General features: G+C 56.8%; 16 protein-coding genes and 2 pseudogenes. 5 read left to right on the top strand and 13 right to left on the bottom strand.

What is annotated here, in order from left to right; all coding sequences use genetic code 11:
- The first annotated feature begins 154 nt into the window (after nucleotides 1-154).
- Nucleotides 155-502 carry a hypothetical protein gene (locus tag AC1MEW_RS19425; RefSeq protein ID WP_480423207.1) on the top strand — a complete coding sequence of 116 codons (348 nt, stop codon included), beginning with the start codon at nucleotides 155-157 and terminating at the stop codon, nucleotides 500-502.
- Between the two features lie 494 nt (nucleotides 503-996).
- Here the strand turns inward: AC1MEW_RS19425 and AC1MEW_RS19420 are convergent, their stop codons facing one another.
- The 3 genes from AC1MEW_RS19420 to AC1MEW_RS19410 are packed head-to-tail and all read right to left on the bottom strand — an operon-like array spanning nucleotide 997 to nucleotide 4,095.
- A complete protein-coding gene (locus tag AC1MEW_RS19420) occupies nucleotides 997-2,439 on the bottom strand; it encodes an MFS transporter (RefSeq protein WP_322268579.1) in 1,443 nt (480 codons plus the stop codon).
- A gap of 55 nt (nucleotides 2,440-2,494) precedes the next feature.
- Nucleotides 2,495-3,310, bottom strand: coding sequence for a shikimate dehydrogenase (gene aroE, locus AC1MEW_RS19415; protein ID WP_480423206.1), 816 nt, complete (start codon nucleotides 3,308-3,310; stop codon nucleotides 2,495-2,497).
- Between the two features lie 20 nt (nucleotides 3,311-3,330).
- Nucleotides 3,331-4,095, bottom strand: a complete 765-nt coding sequence (locus tag AC1MEW_RS19410) for an SDR family oxidoreductase (RefSeq protein ID WP_322268581.1) — start codon at nucleotides 4,093-4,095, stop codon at nucleotides 3,331-3,333.
- Nucleotides 4,096-4,235: 140 nt separating this feature from the next.
- Here AC1MEW_RS19410 and AC1MEW_RS19405 point away from each other — a divergent pair, with 140 nt between their 5' ends.
- The gene (locus AC1MEW_RS19405) at nucleotides 4,236-5,135 is read left to right on the top strand and encodes a LysR family transcriptional regulator (protein ID WP_322268582.1); all 900 of its coding nucleotides are present in this window, start codon (nucleotides 4,236-4,238) and stop codon (nucleotides 5,133-5,135) included.
- A gap of 212 nt (nucleotides 5,136-5,347) precedes the next feature.
- On the opposite strand, the gene AC1MEW_RS19400 is transcribed toward AC1MEW_RS19405, so the two are convergent.
- On the bottom strand, nucleotides 5,348-5,563 hold the full coding sequence (locus AC1MEW_RS19400; RefSeq protein WP_322268583.1) for a hypothetical protein: 216 nt from the start codon (nucleotides 5,561-5,563) through the stop codon (nucleotides 5,348-5,350).
- Nucleotides 5,564-5,887: 324 nt separating this feature from the next.
- Between AC1MEW_RS19400 and AC1MEW_RS19395 the strand changes: the two genes are divergently transcribed.
- Nucleotides 5,888-6,166, top strand: coding sequence for an antitoxin Xre/MbcA/ParS toxin-binding domain-containing protein (locus AC1MEW_RS19395; RefSeq protein WP_480423205.1), 279 nt, complete (start codon nucleotides 5,888-5,890; stop codon nucleotides 6,164-6,166).
- A complete protein-coding gene (locus AC1MEW_RS19390) occupies nucleotides 6,150-6,359 on the top strand; it encodes a hypothetical protein (protein ID WP_322268586.1) in 210 nt (69 codons plus the stop codon). The genes AC1MEW_RS19395 and AC1MEW_RS19390 overlap by 17 nt, the downstream gene beginning before the upstream one ends.
- A gap of 150 nt (nucleotides 6,360-6,509) precedes the next feature.
- Here AC1MEW_RS19390 and AC1MEW_RS19385 read toward each other — a convergent pair whose 3' ends face one another.
- The 3 genes and pseudogenes from AC1MEW_RS19385 to AC1MEW_RS19375 all read right to left on the bottom strand — a co-directional run.
- Entirely contained in the window at nucleotides 6,510-7,691 is a 1,182-nt protein-coding gene (locus tag AC1MEW_RS19385; RefSeq protein ID WP_322268587.1) for a hypothetical protein, read from the bottom strand.
- Between the two features lie 202 nt (nucleotides 7,692-7,893).
- Nucleotides 7,894-8,040, bottom strand: a pseudogene (locus AC1MEW_RS19380) (IS3 family transposase); the annotation flags it as partial.
- Nucleotides 8,030-8,101, bottom strand: a pseudogene (locus AC1MEW_RS19375) (LysE family translocator); the annotation flags it as partial. The pseudogenes AC1MEW_RS19380 and AC1MEW_RS19375, both read right to left, overlap by 11 nt.
- A 334-nt stretch (nucleotides 8,102-8,435) precedes the next feature.
- Here AC1MEW_RS19375 and AC1MEW_RS19370 point away from each other — a divergent pair.
- Complete coding sequence (locus tag AC1MEW_RS19370; RefSeq protein WP_322268588.1) at nucleotides 8,436-8,645, top strand: hypothetical protein; 210 nt, start codon at nucleotides 8,436-8,438, stop codon at nucleotides 8,643-8,645.
- Between the two features lie 112 nt (nucleotides 8,646-8,757).
- On the opposite strand, the gene AC1MEW_RS19365 is transcribed toward AC1MEW_RS19370, so the two are convergent.
- The 6 genes from AC1MEW_RS19365 to AC1MEW_RS19340 all read right to left on the bottom strand — a co-directional run bounded on the left by AC1MEW_RS19365 (nucleotide 8,758) and on the right by AC1MEW_RS19340 (nucleotide 18,643).
- Nucleotides 8,758-9,321 (bottom strand): hypothetical protein, encoded by a 564-nt coding sequence (locus AC1MEW_RS19365; protein WP_323570010.1) that lies wholly within the window; start codon nucleotides 9,319-9,321, stop codon nucleotides 8,758-8,760.
- A gap of 827 nt (nucleotides 9,322-10,148) precedes the next feature.
- Nucleotides 10,149-10,412: a PAAR domain-containing protein gene (locus AC1MEW_RS19360; protein WP_011333757.1), complete on the bottom strand. Its 264-nt coding sequence runs from the start codon at nucleotides 10,410-10,412 to the stop codon at nucleotides 10,149-10,151.
- Between the two features lie 69 nt (nucleotides 10,413-10,481).
- Nucleotides 10,482-10,940 (bottom strand): SUKH-3 domain-containing protein, encoded by a 459-nt coding sequence (locus AC1MEW_RS19355; protein ID WP_322268590.1) that lies wholly within the window; start codon nucleotides 10,938-10,940, stop codon nucleotides 10,482-10,484.
- Between the two features lie 22 nt (nucleotides 10,941-10,962).
- Nucleotides 10,963-11,214: an Imm32 family immunity protein gene (locus AC1MEW_RS19350; RefSeq protein WP_322268591.1), complete on the bottom strand. Its 252-nt coding sequence runs from the start codon at nucleotides 11,212-11,214 to the stop codon at nucleotides 10,963-10,965.
- On the bottom strand, nucleotides 11,211-15,761 hold the full coding sequence (locus AC1MEW_RS19345; RefSeq protein ID WP_323570011.1) for an RHS repeat-associated core domain-containing protein: 4,551 nt from the start codon (nucleotides 15,759-15,761) through the stop codon (nucleotides 11,211-11,213). Before AC1MEW_RS19345 ends, AC1MEW_RS19350 begins: the two co-directional genes overlap by 4 nt.
- Nucleotides 15,758-18,643 carry a type VI secretion system Vgr family protein gene (locus tag AC1MEW_RS19340; RefSeq protein WP_480423203.1) on the bottom strand — a complete coding sequence of 962 codons (2,886 nt, stop codon included), beginning with the start codon at nucleotides 18,641-18,643 and terminating at the stop codon, nucleotides 15,758-15,760. The genes AC1MEW_RS19345 and AC1MEW_RS19340 overlap by 4 nt, the downstream gene beginning before the upstream one ends.
- Between the last annotated feature and the right edge of the window lie 103 nt (nucleotides 18,644-18,746).

Raw genomic sequence — 18,746 nt, 5'->3', positions numbered from 1 at the left:
CGATTCAATGTGATCCACACCCTCACCAATGAGCGTCCGCACTGGCATTACCCTCGTCCTGATCCACGGTCGACGTAACACGTCACAGGCCGCGAACAGTCACTGCGTTTCTTCGAAATAGCCCTTAAGAAGGTAGAAGACCGGGGAGCGAAAAATGTTCACTAAAACGGGCAATTCTTTTCTGACCCAAAAAAAGTATGCCGCTGAGATCGCCCGAGCTCTGCAAATGGAGCTTGGAGAAACCCATCAGGCGACCAAGACACTGATGCGCTGGACAAATGCGGACGAGAGAACAGTGAAAAACTGGATGGCGGGGAGCAACGGCCCCCGAGGTGAGCACCTAGTGGCCTTGGTTAAGCACTCCGACTTTGCTCTCGCTGCCCTTCTTGGCATGGCAGAAAGGCCTCATGCATTGACCGCTTCTGAACTGCCTCTACTCAGACAAAACCTTCAGATGGCCATAGATAGAATCGATTCATGCATGTGCCGAGCACAGACCTAACACCACCGAAAAAGCCAGTGACACACTTGCATCCCACCTCGGCAGGCCGTGGGTGATAGACCGCGTGACGCACCGGGCCAGCGGTGTCCGTCGTCCCCCAGCGCAACAACAACGACCAGACCTTGTCGGTGTATTGCAGGTCTTCGATGGTTTCTTGGGGAAGGTGAATGACTTCCCTGCGGCGATAACCAGGGCGGCCAGCAGCTGGTTGCGGGGCACCGGCGACAGCAACTGGCCCCGCCCAAAACTACTTCAATCGCCCCGCTCCATCCAGCCAACCTAGAGCTCCTTTTTACAACCATTCAGTGGCCGCGGGATTGTGTTTAATGCGGCTATCCAGAAACGCCGCACCAATTGCTGAATCGCAGCAACTTACTTGGGATCGGGGCCGGCTCGCCCACCACAGGGCTATAGACATCGCCGCCTAATTTGGCATTGCGCTTGTGCCCTCTACCTTTGAGAGCATCGCCGAACGAATCGCTACCCTTACGCCGTCACGCTGTTCGTGTACTTCTGATGCTTCTGGACTGGACATGTACTGGTGATCCGGCACTGGCTATTTCCCAGGCATCCCGGGGTTCGTCCAGGTCGCGATTGAGGGTTTCCGGGGTCTTGAATGTGGTGTACAGGGTGATCAGTGTGAGCAGAGTCAGGTAGCAGGCAATTGGCAGCCAGGCGCCGATACCTGCGCTGGCGTCGCCGTCATGGCTCGCCACCACCAGGGCAATGATGCCGGCACCGATCATCGGTGCAATGCCACCTGCGATCACTGCCGACGCTTCCCGGGCAATGGACACACCCATGTAGCGGTGACGCGAGCCGAACAATTCAGACATCAGCGCCGCTTGGGTACCGAACATGCCCCATGTACCGATACCCAGCGCGATGGAGATGGCAATGACGCTAGCTACGACATTGCCCAGGCTGAGTACCCACCACACAGGGAAGGCCAGAGCTAGTTGCACCAGCGCGAAGGCCCGGTAGACCACAACACGACCAAACCGGTCGCTGAGCTTGCCGGCAATCGGCACGGTAATCGCTCCAAGGCTGGCCGCGCAGATAAGGGTCAGCACGCCCACTGGCCCCTGAAGACCCACCACGCCAACGATGTAGCTCACCGCCAGGGCCTGGTAAATCGACGAACCACCGTTTTCTCCCAGGCGCAGCCCGATGCCGATCAACAACGTGGGTTTGGAGTGTTTCATCGCACTCTTCAACGGGTTCTCGCATACGCGCTTGAGCGCCTTGAGGCGGATGAAAGTCGGCGATTCCTTGAGTGACAGACGCATGTACAGGCCCAACGCAACGATCACCACGCTGCTGAAGAACGGCAACCGCCATAGCCCGCTTTCGATCACGTTGTCATTGCCGCTGACCACCAGGAAATACACCAGCGCTGCGAGGATGGTGCCCAATTGGATGCCAAGGAACGGCAGCGCAGCGTAGAAACCGCGCCGGCCCTCGGGGGCGTATTCGGTCATCATTACCGCCGCTCCGGCCTGTTCGGCACCCGCGCCCAGCCCTTGGAGAAGACGCAGGATCACCAGCAGCACAGGTGCCAGGTAGCCGACTTGATGGAAGCTTGGCAGTGCACCGATGAGCGTGCTGGAAATGCCCATCAGCAGCACGGTCGATGCGAGCACGAACTTACGCCCGACGCGATCCCCGATCATGCCGAACAGTACCCCGCCCAGCGGCCGTATCGCAAAGCCCAGGAAGTAGGTACCAAAACTGGCGATCAGGCTCATGGCGCGGGTCTGTTCAGGAAAGAACAGCGGCCCGAAAATCAGTGCCGAAGCCAGGGTGTAAAGCGCAAAGTCGTAGTACTCCAGGGCACTGCCCAGAGAGCAAGCCCAAGCCGCGCGGTGCAAGTCTTTCTTGTGCTCTTTCGCGTCGCTGATCGTGGCGATGTCGGATGCTGGATGATCATGAGTCATGGGGTAACTCCAGGTGCCTTTATGGCATCTTGTTATTGACAGGTAGTTGGATTGCTTACAATTTCAACCGCTGTATTTCCTGGAGCATGGCCTGCTCCATGATGTCGATGGGCGCCTCTTTCCCGGTGTACAACTCGATTTGCCGACACGCCTGGTGCACTAACATGCGGGTGCCGGCCACAGTGCGGCACTCCAGCGCTGTGGCTTGCAGCAGCAGCGCGGTTTGCACCGGCATGAACGCCACATCCATGACGATCAGGTGACTGGCCAGACGGCCGTCCAGCGGGTTGCTGTCCGGCTGCTTGAAGCCAACAGAGGTGGCATTGATGACGATATCGAAATTCCTGGCCGTGAACGCCTCGACGCTGCCGCCCCACCGGGCACCCAGATCCTCGGCCAGGACGGCACCGCGCTCGACACTGCGGTTGAATACGGTGACCTCGGCGGCCGCTTGCAAACATCCGTAAACCACCGCACGAGCAGCGCCGCCTGCACCGATCACGGCGATGCGTTTGTCTTTCAGTTCAGTGACTTCCTGCAGGGCGCGTATCGCGCCCAGGTAGTCGGTGTTATAGCCGGTCAGTACGCCGTCGACGTTGTTGATGGTGTTGACCGCGCCAATCACTTGGGCCGACTCGTCGATCTTGTCCAGGTGAGGCATTACTGCAGTTTTATAGGGCATGGAAACGTTCATGCCGCGCACGCCCAGAGCGCGAATAGCCGCTACAGCGGCAACAGGATCTTCGACGCCAAAACAGACAAAAGTATAGTCCAGGCCCAAGGCCGCGTAAGCGGCATTGTGGATCTTTGCCGAGAGCGAAAACGGCGAGCCCATGATGGAGCCGCAGAGGGTTGGCAGGGATTGAGGCATCTTGGAATCCTTTGCGAGAGTTAGACGACGCTGGTCAAGCCGCCATCGACGAAAAGGGTCTGACCGTTAACGAAGTTGGATGCTGATGAGGCGAGGAAAACTGCCGCGCCGCAGAGTTCTTCTACATTGCCCCAACGCCCGGCGGGGGTGCGCTGCACCAGCCATTCGGAGAAAGCCGGATCGTCGACCAGCGCCTGATTCAATTCGGTCTGGAAGTAACCGGGGGCTAGAGCATTGATCTGAAGACCATGACCGGCCCAGTCGGCACACATGCCACGGGTGAGCATGCGCACGGCGCCTTTGCTGGCGGCGTAAGGCGCGATGGAGCGTCGGGCCAGCTCGCTTTGCACCGAGCCGATGTTGATGATCTTGCCGCGTCGGCGCGCGATCATATGGCGGGCGACAGCTTTGGACACATTGAACACGCCATCGAGGTTGGTGCCCATCAGCTGGCGCCAATCTTCGGCACTGACATCTTCGAGCGCCTGCCGATGCTGCAACCCGGCGTTGTTGATCAGAATGTCTATTGGGCCCAAGTGGTTTTCCAGAGCATCTACCGCCGATGCGACGGCCTGGTGGTCGGTCACGTCGAACACCGAGTAATCGACGTCCAGCCCTTCATCGCGCAACTGCGCGCAAGCACCTTGGGCGCGCTCGGCATCGCGGCCATTAAGCACCACCTGGGCACCCGCTTGTGCCAACCCACGGGCCAAGGCCAGGCCAATGCCGCGTACCGAGCCGGTGATCAGCGCTCGACGCCCGTTCAGACGAAAGCTGTCGATCATGTAAGTCTCCCTGCGCTGAATTTTTGAGTGGGCTATGACGCCACTTTCAACCGCTATCGCGCTGGCGTTCCAATCGTTTATGGTGATGTCGTGATCACCCTTCGTGATCACCAAGCGGCTGTACTGCATCGGGAGAAGTTGTGGAACTCAAGCATCTGAAAGCGTTTGCAACCCTGGCCGAAGAGCTCCATTTCGGTCGTGCGGCGGTGCGCCTGCACATTGTCCAGCCGGCCTTGAGTGCGCAAATACGTGCTCTGGAAGACGATGTCGGAGCGCAGTTGTTCGAGCGTGACCGGCACCGAGTCGAGTTGACAGAGGAGGGAATGCTGTTTCTGCCCGAGGCCCTGGCGACCTTGCGCCAGGCTGGACGCGCCCTTGAGGTGTTACAGCAAGCGGCGGCCGGAGAGGTTGGGATCTTGCGTCTGGCATTTGTGTCTTCAACGTTGTCGCACTTATTGCCGCTACTCGTGCGTACGCTGGAGCAGCGCTACCCGCGTATCGAACTGGAACTCAAGGACATGCCTTCGCTACCACAGGCTCGGGCCTTGCTGGACAATGCCCTAGATTTTGGCTTGGTACGCCTGCCCTTGAACGTGTCTGGCGTGCACACACGAATGCTCTTCGAAGAATCATTGGTGGTAGCGCTGCCGCAAGAAAACCCGCTGTGCACTCAACGTCGTATAAAACCTCAGGACTTGGCCGGGTGTCCGGTACTAGTGCTGGCGCGTAAGTTCGCTCCGGGTTTGTATGACCAAATGCTGGCAGGTTTTCACAGACGCAAAGTTACCCTGACCATTGCACGGGAAATGGGCGAGTTCACCACCCAGTTGGCGTTAGTGGCCGCCGGTCTAGGTATCGGAATCTTGCCAAGCGGCGCCGCATCGGCACTGCCAGTCGGTGTAGTGACTCGACCACTGACTCTGCCCATGAGCGGAGCTGGTATCGGTGTGGCTTGGCTCGGTCTGGAAAACCCGCGCAAGCGGGCGCTGATGATGGTGCTAGACGAACTTTATCCCGCGTCGAGTCCTGAGCTAACTTAGGGGCTGTAGGGAGAAACCTCGACTCACCAGATCAAATACCTGGAAAGAGAGCCTAGGACTGTTGATTCTCACCGCCGGCCACAATTAGCAAAAAGCGTCGTTTGCTAGCTTGAAGCATCGCCGTCCAGCACTACCAGAATTCAGATAAAGCTGTTCATCGTGCGACCTAGTGCGTGGTTTAGGCGGATGAGCTTAAAAGTGGTGGGCTCGGGTCAGGCGAGCTTGATGGCTCCGCCTTGGATATCGTCCCGTGCTGTTCGCAAGTCATTGGCATCTTGGTTGAGCCGATGAATCAGGTTGAGCAATCGTTGCCGCAGCACCTCATCTTGGAGCTGCTCGGCAGCACGCATCACATCAAGCGCCGCGACCTCATTGTTGGTGGCTACGGAGTCAAGCAGTTTGCGCATGCTTCTTGATGGCCGATTCATCTCCAACCCTCCTAGGTTTCGGTGTCGCGAATCATATGGCCGGAATGTTTCATCAGTGTTTCAGTTGCACTAAATGGTTTTGAGTCACCGGTTCGGGCTGATTTTACGCAGCTGGAGGGGCGCCCAATGAGGGGGCGATTACGCTTGTAGCGCCGACCCGTGATGAATCTAAAGCGCTACCATCAAGCCGGGCCTAGCCCGAATGAGCGATTACAACAATCAACATCAGGTGCTACCGCTGAGTGAGGTACGTGACGAAGCTTAAGCGAGCCCTCCCCTCTCCAGTCGACCAATAGGTCGATAACACTCCCCCTAGTTCCAAACATGTCGAGTGGGCGCTTCGACCCCAGCATCGACCTCGACCGCAAACTAAAACCGAACGGACGTCGGCAATCCTCACGAGAGCCAGAAATGAATTACGTTGGGTTGATTCAGCATCAAGCCGAGCAGCTCTTTGGCAACAAAGCGAAAGCCGCCACATGGTTGACCCAACCGAAAACCACCTTCAGTGGACGCACACCATTGCAGCTGGCTTTCACTGAAGCGGGATATGAACTCGTGAAAGCGGAACTTGAAAGAATCGGCCATGGGTACGCCTGTTAGCGCCTCCCATCCTCCCACCGAACTCAACATGATCGTTTTTGATCTCAACACCAACGACAGCGAAGCCTTGATCCGGCATGTCGAAGAATTCAGACCTGCGTGGGGGGACGCGCGCGAAGACTCTCGACTGCGTGACGCGTTGCTCGAATTGAGAGAAGCTTTGGTGTCGCACCTTAAAGATTCAGCTTGCTAAGCTACGTCCCTTACCTCGTTTGTTTCGCAGTCGACCGAAACAAGGCTCCAGCCAAATCTTCATTTCGCGTGATGTTGTCGGTTGAAACGATTCCAGCAGCGAAACTCGCCTGTCGAAAAAAGCCCCGTATGACGGGGCTTTTTGGAGTACTCAGGCCACTTTTTTCTGCAGCGATACCTGATTGTAGTAGCTGATTAGATCGACCGTTTGTGCACCGGCCATGGCTGTCTGAACCTGATCCGACGACATGCCGTATTGGAGGTTGGCGTTGTTGACCTGCAAATCTAGCTGCAACGAACCCGCTTGCGCATAAGAGTCGTTCCATTCACTAATGGCTTCATTGACGTCGTTGAGTACTGCTGAGAAGTTGCTCGCGCTGGCGTCAGATATAGCGGATCGGATGTCGGTTACTGCCGCGTTGACATCATTTTCAAGAGTTTGCCACTCGGCCAGCACCGCCTGCAGGCTGGCCTCGATGGCCACCGACTGAGTAGCAAGGTCGGCAAAACTGTGCGCCAACACATGCAATGTAGCGACATCGGCAGTGATCCCTTGGATGGTGGCAAGGGTCGCAGTAATCGTCGCCTTGTCAGCTTCAATTTGCTTGGCGTCCAGCGCAATGTAGGTGCTTGCAACAGCAATGGCTGGGCCGAGCATAAACCAAACAAGCGCACCAACAGGCCACAGCGCGATCGTCGCCACTACACCCAACGTCAATGCCACACCATCAGCAATACCGAGTGCGATAATGGCAGCAGTGAGGCTCTTTATATCCGCCTTAAGCTGATCGATTTGTGCGTTGAGCGTGTCGATTTGGGTTTGGTCAGCATTGGCATCGACCGTCGATTTATCAGCGATGCTTTGAAGCTGAGCGGCCATATCAGGCAGCGTATCGCTCGACTTTTGTAAGGCGCTAATCGCCCCACTGATGAACGAGGTCACCAGTCCCAGCTGCCTAGTGAGCGTGGTCAGATCTTGGTTGAGTGTCGCCAAAGCTACCTGATTACTGGGTTGAGCGATGAGTGCCTCGCTCTGATTTTTAGCGTCTTGAAGAACCTGACTGATCACTGCGTTGTAGCCAATGACGTCCTGAGGAACATTCAGCAAGCGGGCCATAACCGTGTTGACCCAATTCAAGGCGTCGCCGTTGGCAGCTTCAAAAGCGCTAACAAACGCAGGCCAATCGGGAGGCACTTGGTTGAGGGTAGGCAGGCTGGATCCCAGCACGCTGGTCATAACAGTGTTAACCGCCACTACATTTTGTTTGTAGTCAGATTGCACTTGGGTGAGTGAAACGGAGTTTTTGCGGATTGCATGGGCGAGAGACAGCATGAGATGTTACTCCTTTTAATTGCTGCGGCTGGGTGATCCATCAACTGCAACCTAGAGTAGCGATACCGAAATGGGGCGTAGGAATAATTGGATTTATGGATGAGAACGAAAGGAAATGAAGCAGAGAAGTCTGCCAGCCAACACCCCCCAATGATTCCGAACTGAAGGCAAATCAAAAAAGCTTTAGCAGACACTGTAGTGGTCAACTAATCCCGGACACGACGTTAAGTTTTTCCTCGGCCCGAGCTGGCGTCAGCCCACCGTTGAATTGGTGAGGCCGAATCCAGTTGTACCGATGCATCAAAAAATGGCTGATGTCGCGCTGTGCTTCCTGCACAGTTGTTAGGCCCTGGCGCCATATTCAGGGCAAAGCAGGCGGGCAGGAATAACGCTAGCGTCGCAAGGTTCATATGGATATCCATAACCATTTTTCGTCAATCCTATTGAACTGCCGCATGTGCCACCGTCCTTAGGGTCATGAGCGGAGCACGTGCAGTCAGCACGCCGGCGCATTCAGAAAGGTGTGTCCCCCGGACGCTTACCGTTCTGCTTCGTATTGAAGCGGTACTGATTGGCCTCAGCGGTTGGCGGTCATAAGCCCAAATACCGTATCAACCTTGCTGGGGTAAAACCCTCGCAGGGAATGCTTCCTCTTTGAGCTTCTCCATTACCAATCCAATGAATGCTGATACCGCCAACGGCAAATGCTCCCGGCTTGGGTAGGCATACGGATCATGCCCATTCATGCGTGCTGACTGGATCAGAACTCATGATCGTCGCTATGCGCTCCCCATCGTTTTGGAGGCTGCAATCTCGACCATTGGTAATGGACGATCCTTCGAGCACGAACCGCGTTTACTTCCCAAGCGTCAGCTCAATATTCGCTTACGCTTAAGCGTGCTGTTTGGCGTAGTTCTCAATGGAACAAAAGCCGGAAGCGCTACTGGTGGTTGACCCCGGTAGAGTGGCAACCATGGTTTGAACCGCCATCACACAATGAGTTAGATGGTGACAGCAGCGCTGAAATGGTCGTACCTCACGGCATCCATTTACCCCTGAATACCTGTCATCCCTCCCCCGTGTAAGGCTGAATATTGCTCATCGGAATCTTGGTGAGGAACGAGACTTCAGCATCGTCTTTGGGGCCATGATTGAGCGCAATCACTTGCGAAGTTTCAATACTTGAACCATCCAGCAAGAGTGAGAACTCCATGTTTTTGCTCCTGCCTTCAGGCAGCGGCTCGAGACCATCTCGACCGATTTTAAATTCATTCAGAACCATGGATATTTCATAGAGCGGCGCACCAGCGCTCTGTCCCCCGGCTTCGGTATTGATGGCGGTAGAGACCCAAACCGTAGACTTGTCTTTTGTGTATTTTATGTACGTGGACAAGTCGTTAAGCTTTGGTTTACCCCCCCATTTACCTATGTTCTCAACAATATGTTTAGGCAAGCCAGAGGTGTCCTTGCCGCCTACGAAAATACTCGCAAATTTTCGTGCCTGCTCTGTATTCAATGGAACCCAGGCGGTGAAGCCCCCTGGTGAGGATTGTTGTAGGTTTTCGTATGTTCGCTTGTCGGCTCGATATAACGTGAACTTCGTTCCAGACTGAATTGAAGAGGTCGTCACAGCCTCCGTGGATGGCGCTTGCAGCGAAGGCGCTGATGGAGGAGGCGCACAGGGGCCTTGGTGATATGTTCCGCACGCGGAGCAGGTCTTAGGGATTGAAAACGGCACAGGTTTTGAAGCGATGGCGGGCGCGGCTCGATGGGATGGTACCAACCTGCTAGATGAAGACGCCTGGGGGCTTTCGATTGGAGGAAAAATCTTGCTGCTCCTGAGTTTTTGACTCGCAGGCGGCGTGTTGGGTCTTGCAGGCGATGGGAGGCTGGGCATGGGGCCTTTGCCTGCATTCGATCCAGAATTTTTCAGCACAGTAGTCAGTCCCTTGTAATAGACGGTGTTAAAACCGTCTTGATGCGATTGCTCACGTTTATAATCGAAGTCGGTATGAGAGTTGCTCGAGGAATTGTTAGAGGGTATTTCCTATACTGAGGAGTTCTTTGTATTGTCAGTATCCGCCGAACCGGTGAGTGCACCATCATTGAGATGCTCATGAAAAGGGAGGCTGGCATCGGCGATATGGTGTTCAAGATCTTCCCGGAGATGACACGGGAAGCTGCAACAGACTGCTTAAGCTTCACTTGGACGCAGACGCACTTCGCCGGCGAGCCTACCGCTGAAAGTCATGTCGTGGCTTTGGGAGCAAGGCATCAAGGCTGGAAACCCCACCAGCGTGGATGAGCCAAAGTGTTGCTACTTTTCAGCCATAGAGGCGTCTTACCAGCCAGTAGGCTCGGGGGAGCAAAAAGTGTTGTGTAAGGCACAAGCTCTCCACCAAGCGCCCGACTGAAAGCCACGCTCGGGAGCAATAAAGCCAAATAAAAGCCAGAAATTCAGCTGACGACGGCGCCTTTAGGGCCGCTGGCAATCAGTGCCGCCCCGCAGGCGGTTTTCATCCCGTCCAGAGCGATGGGGGTTCCATCAACGGTGTAGGTGCTGCTGCCCTCGGCAATAGGGAAAATCCCTTTGCACAACGGGCAGCTGACCTTGTGACCGACCCCGGCAATCGGCTTGCCGTTGAGATCGGTTCGGGAGAAGGCTTCGAGCACCTTGCCACCGTGTGTGGTGGAGTCGCCCAAACGGATTGCGTCTTTCATGTCGTCACTCCTTTGACTAAGTTACTCAGCCATCCAAACGTCTTCGTCAGCTTGGGTACCTAGTGCAACTCAAATGATCGGTATCGCGCCTGGCGTGGCGAGTCGCACCGGCTCACCGCCCTTACGGCCAAATATCAGGTTTTCCATCGCTTGAATAAAGTTCAGTCCCTGTATCCAAAGCCCGTCGTGAATGAGGCTCAAGACGTAGCAGCAACCCTGTTCGTCCATCAACAGCGCGCCATGGCCGTGTTGGACTTCGGCAATGCTCACCAAGGTACTGCTTAGGCGTTGCTGCCACTCAAGGAACTCCTCGCTATCATGCAGATATTCAAATGTACCAAAGGCGACATCGCTCGTAGCACACTCCTCCCCTGCGCTGCAGATGCCCACCTGCACCCCGACCAGCTGCTCAAGTAGAGCAGCGGCAGGATGTTCCGGTGGGACGTAACACGCTACTGGTTCGGTGCAAGGGGTGGGCCAGCCTGCGGCGAGAAACAGTGGGCGCAGGCTCTCAGGAAGCTCGATCATTGGGAGCACGTTCAGCGTCCGGTCACGATTTCACCAAGCAATTATTGAGTGCTATAAAGTCCACATTCGCTTCATAGTCGAAGTCTTCCACGATATCTTGAAGGTGCATATGCTCAAGACCATGCGCTGACATCTCATATGATGCGTTAATAAGAAAAACACCAAGTTCTCTAATCGTTTGTGGATCAGCAAGAATCGAAACCTCATCCAGCTGAATATTTTTATCACTCCCGACAGCGGTTCCGTGCACACTGAATTTATTTAACTTTTTCATAGATTGAAACCTTGTTCCCGAAGGTAATCTTTTTCTTTTCGCGTGAGTTCAGAGACGCTACCCCGCGTACCATGACTCTGAGATCCATCCTTATTCACTACAACTTCAGCCTTCCTTGACTTGCATTGACAGTGAGCATGAACCTGTTGGTTCGTATTTTCCACATGCGGTGGGTCTATTCGAATCCGGCCATTGCCAACCGGCTCCCAACGACCAGATTTTGCTAACCCAAGCGGGTCAATCCAATTTACTGGGTTTGGTGCATAAGCATATAAGTTCAACCCACCCGCAAAGCCAATAGGGTCTTGGCTAACGAAGCGACCATTCGCAGGATCATAATAACGGTGCCGATTGTAATGTAGACCAGTCTCATGATCATGATACTGCCCCTGGAATCGAATTGGGTTCGCAATACCTTGCTGCCGCGCCCATTCAGAACGCTGCTCCCGCACCTCCCCCCAAGCCTTGTACTGCGCACTCCACGCCACCTCACCGTTCTGATCCGTTAGCTCTTGCGGCGTACCCAGGTGGTCGCACTGATACCACGTCAGGACATCAACTGGCGGGGATACCGGTGAGTGATTCCACAGCGGATCCTGATCAAGGCTGTAGTCCTCGTCATAGCTTGGCAATCCCATCAATTTGATGGCGCTGTGCGTCAGTGCTTGGGCCACGGGATTGAATGTGCCCGGTTCAAAGAAGTAATGAACCGTTTTCCCCGCCTCGCCATCCTTCTGTGCAAGACTACTTTCCCATGCCAGGTTGTCACCATCCCAACCGTAAAGGGTAAAGCCGCAGCCATGTTCACGCTGCGCCCGTGCGTGTTCATTTCTGTTCCACAGCGAGCCGGCCTCTGGTCGCTGTTTGTAGTGCACGTTCGAGTGCTTGAACAGGCGCCGCCCCAAGGCGTCGTAGGCGTATTCCACCGACAACCGGGCATCATTGAAATGCACCAGACGATCAAACAGATCCCAGCGCATCTCGCAGTTTGCTCCGCTATGCCAGCGTTTGACCTGATTGCCGCGATCGTCGTATTCGTAATGGGTGCCGGCGAATTCGCGCAGCAGGTTATCTAGCAATTTGCTGCGCGGTGGTGTCAGCTCCAGCGGACGGCGGCTCTCGGCAGCTCTCTCGTCCAGCAAATTGCCCGCAGGATCGAAGTCGAAGGTTTCTACACCCAAACGGCTCGCGGCACTGAGCAATCTGCCGACCGGATCATAACGATAAGACAGCGAACCCCGACGACTGTCGTTGATATCGGTCAGTTGGCCGGCACCGTCGTAGGTGTACTCACGCTTGAGCAGTACGGATTTGTCATCACTTCTTCCGAGCAATTGCTCCTGCAATCGTCCTACCGGATCCCACTTCTGAGTCTGTACCAGTCGGTTGCCTTGATGGCGCACCACCTCCCGATGCATGTCATCTCGCTCGTAGCCAAGCAACTCATGTTCGTTGAGACGCAATGCCAGGAGATGGCCGCTGCCATAGGTCAGCCAACTGACCCGATGACCATCCGGGCGCGTGGTCGCAATACGCTGGTTGAGTACGTCGTACTCATGCTGCCAGACCGCAACCAAGGGTTTTTCCAGCCCCAGATAATGCTGATGCTCGCGCACCAGGTTGCCCGCCGGATCGTGGAACCACTGCACGCGACTGTCAGTGTTACCAGCGAGGATCAGATTACCGTTGCCGTCATAAGCGAACGTCTCAGTCTGGGACATCTCTTCCTTGCTGGCACGACGCTCGGTGACACGGCCCATCTCGTCGAGACTGATGCCAATAACTCGGTCACCATTGATGATTGAGGCCAGGCGCCCTGTTTCAGGTTCATATTGATAGCGGGTTATGCGCGAGTCGAAACCGGTTTCGGCCAACAAGCGCCCCATCGGGTCGTATTGGAATTGCGCCGAACGATCGTTCTCGTTTTCCAGTGCCTGCAATCGACCCAGTCGATCCCAGCGATAACGCAGCGTCTGCTCGGCTGCATCCACACGCTCGGCGATAAACCCGGCAGCGGTATAACTCCAGGTAGTGCAGCGATCCAATCCATCGACATGTGTCAGCAATCGGCCTTCGGCATCGCGCTCAAAATGCTCTTCGGTTTTATCGGGATGTTTGATCAAAACGACCTGTCCAGCCGTGTACTCGTACTCGGTGGCGCTCCCCGCAGCGTCGGTGAAGCAGATCATCTGCCCCCGTTCGTCATACTCCCAAGCGCTAGCCTTGCCTGAGCAATCGACGTACTCGACCAACTGACCGGCATCGTTGTAGTCCAGCGTCTTCTCGTTGCCATTGGCATCCTTGATAGCCGTGGGTTGACCGGCCTTGTTGTAGGCGTACTCCGTCTTGTTCCCCAGCGGATCGGTGGTTTCTATCAGGTTGCCGACATCGTCATAAGCGCGTAGCCAGAGACCGCCCTCCGCATCCATAATTTTGATCACTTGGTCATGATCGTCATAGGCGAAGTGCACAACGGTATTGTCCGCGCGAATGTGTTCGATCAGGTTGCTACGCTCGTCGTAGCTATAACGATCTGTCGTGCCGTCCGGGTGCACATGGCGCACAACATTCTTGGCTTCATCTCGGAACAGCCATTCCGATAGTCCATCGGCTTGACGAATCCGATAGGTATAGCCAAGGATGTCGTAGTAGTGCCAGGTCTCGTTGCCGTGAGCATCGGTCACGTAGGTCAGACGGATGTTTTCGTCCCACTCCAGACGCGTGTCGAAGCTTCCGTCATCGGCCCATTCACGCACGGCTTTGGCATGTGCGCCGGTTCCTTGCCATTCCAGGTTCATGCCGCGGCCAGTACGGTCGGTATAACGAGTGATCAGGTGATGCTTGTACTGATACGACCAAACTGCGCCGTTCTCATCCTGAGCCTGAATCAGATCGCCGCAAGCATCGTACTGGTAGGCACAGAGTTGTCGCTGCGGTTCGCCGTCGCGGATTTCCCAGAGGCCGGTCAGTCGGCCATGCCCGTCGATCATCGTGCCGAGGTGCAGGTGAACCTTGGTGAAGTCGTTTTCCTGATACGTGATCAGATCCGAAAGCACCGACTGTTCGCAGTGGCGATGCTCGTAGTGCAGCATGATCCCGGCGCCGTTGCGCAGCGAGATGTTGGTCAGCACAAAACGCTGGCCACGACGGACGTAGGTTTCCTTGCGTTCGAAACCATGGCACAGCAATAGCTGATCTTCGCTAGCACGAACGAGGGTGATGTTTTCGATGGTGTCGTAGTGAAACAGACCGACTTTGGGCAACGGATAGCTGTGGTCACGGCCGTCAGCGCCGTAGAAGGTCAGGCCATCATCCACGCAGTCGAAACGTGTGGTGAACTCGCTGATCCAACGGGCGCCGAGTTCGCCCTGATCGTAGGCGTCGAGGCGTGAGTTGTAAGTGCGTGTCCATTCGATCGGGAATGGGCCGGGCAAGCTGAAATCGGTATGGCTGAGGCTTTCCGAACCCAAGGCGAAATTGATGCTAAAGTCCGTGGCGCATTCGCAGGGGCCTTTCTTTGGATTGGGCGCGCCTTTCGCCGGAGCTTGCTTTTGGTTAACACCCAACTGGCCCTCTGAAGCCGTGTGCGTGGCTTGATTGGTCTTCTCCGTATGGACTGCGGCGCTCTGGCCATGGGCATTGCGCTTGCGCCACAGTGTGACGGCGCTGGAGAGGATCAGCAGCAACCAGCCGATGGAGTTCTGGACGGACTCATCATCCAGCTTGCTCAACTGAGTACGCAGTTCCGGGCCCATCGCCCGCAGTTTTGCGGTTTCCGTGGCAACCCGCTTCTTCACATCATCGGGAAGCAGGTGATCGGCCGCGCTGTTGGCCAAGCCCTTGCCAGCAGCCTTGTACGCGCTGGCAGCGGCTCCGAATATATTGTCGATCGCCGCAAGTGGATCGTTCAGGAGCTGGTTGCCAGCAGCGCTGATTTTTTGGCTGGCCGCCTGCGCATCACCCTTGGCATCGAGCTTGCCATTGGCAACCGTGTCGAGGCCTTTGGCAATCTCGTTGATAACGTCTTCACCCAGCTTGCCGGCATCCGCCAGAATGCCCGGCAGCTTGCCTTTGGCCTGGTCAACGAAATCGTCGAGCGTGCCGATGATGGACTCGTTCAAATGCCCGATCAGGATCTCGATGACCGACGAACTGATCAGCATTTTACTGCTGGCCCTCATCTCCTGACGTACCAGAAACAGTGTTGGGCGCAACGTCATACGGGCTGCTGCCATCGCCGGTGGCAGCGGCAAAACACCGATCAGGTTGATACCGAGACTGGCCCAAGCGAGCAGATCACGTTTCTGCGCGTTCGACAGCGTGACGATGTCACCCAGCGCATCGACCAACGCCATGATGTTGCCCACCACGGGTAAGGCGCCGGCGACGTTCTTGATCCGGTCAAGAGTGACCACCCCGCCACTAGCGGATTGAAGCCAGGCATCGAAAGTCGCTGCACCGCTGGCGACATCCTGAATGTCGATGGCATTCAGGGGAACAATGGCAACCTGAGGTTCACGTTTTACAGCAGCACTTTCAGTGGTCATGACAGCATCTCACCCGCCAACAGGCCCGGGGTTTTCAAGGAAGGTTTGGGAAGCGTCGGTGCGGGAAGCGCCGGTAACTGGCCACTCTTGCTCGCGGCGCCTAGGATGTTCGATGCGCTCGGCATTGCCGCACTCGCCAGCTTCGGAAGCCCGGCCACCCCGCCCTGCACCACGCCTTTCACTTGGTGCGCCGTTTGCATCGCACTCATCCCTGTTTGCACCATGTCCTTGCCCTTCTCCAAAACATCCCAGTTCTTGCTCGGCAACACCTGCGCGACCATCGCCTGCACCTGACTCGGCACGTCTTCGGCCCCTGGTGGACTCAACGGCCATTCCGGTTTACCGATATAGCTGCCCTCACTCCAGGTGTCCGCCGGATCCTTGCCGAACAACACACGCGCGGGCCCCGGTGCGGCGCTGGCGACGCTGGCGAAGCCCTTGGCGTCAAGCTTGCCCTTGATGCTTTTGCCGAGGGCGTCGATGACTTCGTAGTCGCCTTCCTTAATCCCCTGGCGACCGGCGTACTGGTTGAACAACTCCAGATTACCCTTGCCTGGCTTCGGCGGTTCCGGGAACACGCCCGCCAGGCTCTTGGCCCCGGTGTAGGCGAAGTTCGCCGCGTGCGCCGTGTACGGGCCGCTGGTGGCGTGGGTGATGCCGCCGGCGTTGTAGGTCGTGGCGCTGCCGCCGCCCTGGATCACCAGTTCGGTCTTGGCGGTGATGGTGATGCGGTCGGCGTTGGCGGTGATGTTGAGCTTGGCCAGCAGGTTGATGCTGTCCTTGAGCGCCTTGACGTCGATGTCGCCGGACGCCGCCACCAGCCGCCAGCCCATGCTCTGCACGAACAGGCGCATGCCACGACTGGCACTGGCCAGCAGGCGTTTGCCGATGGAAAAACTGGTGTGCCCGGTGCTGCTCAGCGCCAAGTGTTCGCCGGTGGCGATGTGGCTTGAGCGCGGTGTGGTCAGGGCGATGCCTGCCGGACTGGCGAGCACCAGGTGCGGTTCTGTGAACTCGGGAAATTCGTTAGCGGTGAGGTTCGCTGGGCCACTGCCGAGCAGGCCCTGATGCTGCGCGTGCAACGCCTTGGCCACGTCGTCCTGATCGCCCGCTTCCTGTGCTTGCAGTTCTTTGGCCTGCGTGGCGAAACCGTCCTGCTGATCGCTGGCCGTGGCCAGGCGTTCGGCGGTCTCCGGCAGATCCTTGTGGTGCTTGGATTCGTTCGGACGCGGCTCGGTAGTGATCAGCAGACCGGCACCGGCACGCACCGCGCCGTGGCGGTCGGTGCGCAGCTCGAAACCTTCACCGCGTGGCTGTCCACCTGAAGGACGCGGATGAGTCAGGTAGCCGAGGTTGATCGCACTCGCACCGTGGTCACTGCGCAGCGCGATGCTGATCTCGCTGGTGGTGTCGTCGATGCGCAGTTCGTTGGCGCGGCTGCCCTTGTATTCCTTGCTCTTGACCGTGGCCAGGGTCTTGAAGTCCGGCAGTTTGTACGGTGGCAGGTTCGCACCGTGGTACAGGCAACCGGTAATCAACGGCTGATCGGGATCACCTTCGAGAAACGACACCAGCACTTCCATGCCAACGCGCGGAATGTTGATCGAGCCAAACGTCTCGGCAGCCCAACTGGAGGCCACGCGCATCCAGCAGGTGGTCTTGTCGTCGTGCTCACCTTCGCGATCCCAGAAGAACTGCACCTTCACACGGCCATACTGGTCGCAGAAAATCTCCTCGCCTTCCGGGCCGGTGACCACGGCACTCTGCGAGCCGAGCACTTTCGGTTTCGGATGATCCAACGGCGGGCGGTACGGCACGTCCCACGGGATTGCGCTGAAGCGGTTGCGATAGCCCTGGTGGAAATCGTCTTTGTGATCGGTGGTATCGCTGGTCACCGACTCTTCTAGCACTTGCGGCTGCTTGCCTTCGTGGAAGATCTCGGTCAGCAACCACAAGTCGTTCCAGGTAGGGTTGGCGTGGCCAGTCAGCGCCAGGAAGTGGCCGGTGACCAGTATCGGTTGGTCACTGTTGCCCTCGGCCAGGCGGTAGTCGCTGCGGTGGCGTTCCAGCGCACGGTTGGCCAGGTGGCGGCCACGGTCGCGATCCACGAAACGGCCGGGATAGTCGTAATCCTCCAGATCCGGCGAGGCCGAGCTTTTGGCATCGCTCTCAAGCTCGATCTTCGGCTTGATGAAGTCGTAATCCCGGCGCGTCGTGCGGCTGGTGCGCGTGGTCAGGCGCAAGCCGAATCGCTTGATGACCGATACGTCGGCCACCAGACCGGAGTCCTGCTGATAAGCCACGGGCGCCAGTTTCGGGAACACGGTCTGGTCGTCACCGAACGTCAAATTGTGTCCGCTGGCCGTGTGCTGGAAGTGGTAGTGAATCCCCTCCTCCTCGCACAGACGCTGGACGAAGTGCAGATCCGACTCGTCGTACTGCACGCAGTAGATTCGTTCCGGATACACCGCGCTCAGTTGAAAGTGGTAATCACTGGCCAGGATGCCGTGCTCTTCGAGCACCTGGCTGATGATTTGCTGCACGGTCATCTGCTGGAAAATGCGCTGGTTGACCCGATGCGCGAGATACGCCATTTGCGGGCGCAAGGAAATCCGGTAACGGGTCAGACGCTTGCCCGCCTCGCCTTGGGCGATGCTGTAGACCAGTCCGTGAATGCCCGTTCCACTCGGCGAGAGCTGAAGGAACGCCAGTTTGTGCAGCAGGCTTTCGAGGTTGATCGAGGCCTTTTCGCTAACCAGTTCCAGCTCGAACTCGAAGGGTGTGTTGAGTGCCTCGCGACCGGTGAACGACAGCACCTGGAAGTCGCTGTCCACGCCATTGACGGTCAGGTTGAAATGAGGCTGATTGGCCGGTGAGAACATCCCTTGTTCCTCGCGCAATGCTGCAACGCGCGCCGATCCCACAAAGCGTGGCGCACGCAAAAAAAATTCAGTAGGTCAAAGCCGCCTCTACCAGCCGCGCTGG

The sequence above is a fragment of the Pseudomonas sp. ASL4 genome (assembly GCF_056680395.1).
Note: the sequence above shows the minus strand (reverse complement) of the source record. Positions and strands in the feature narration are given on the sequence as shown.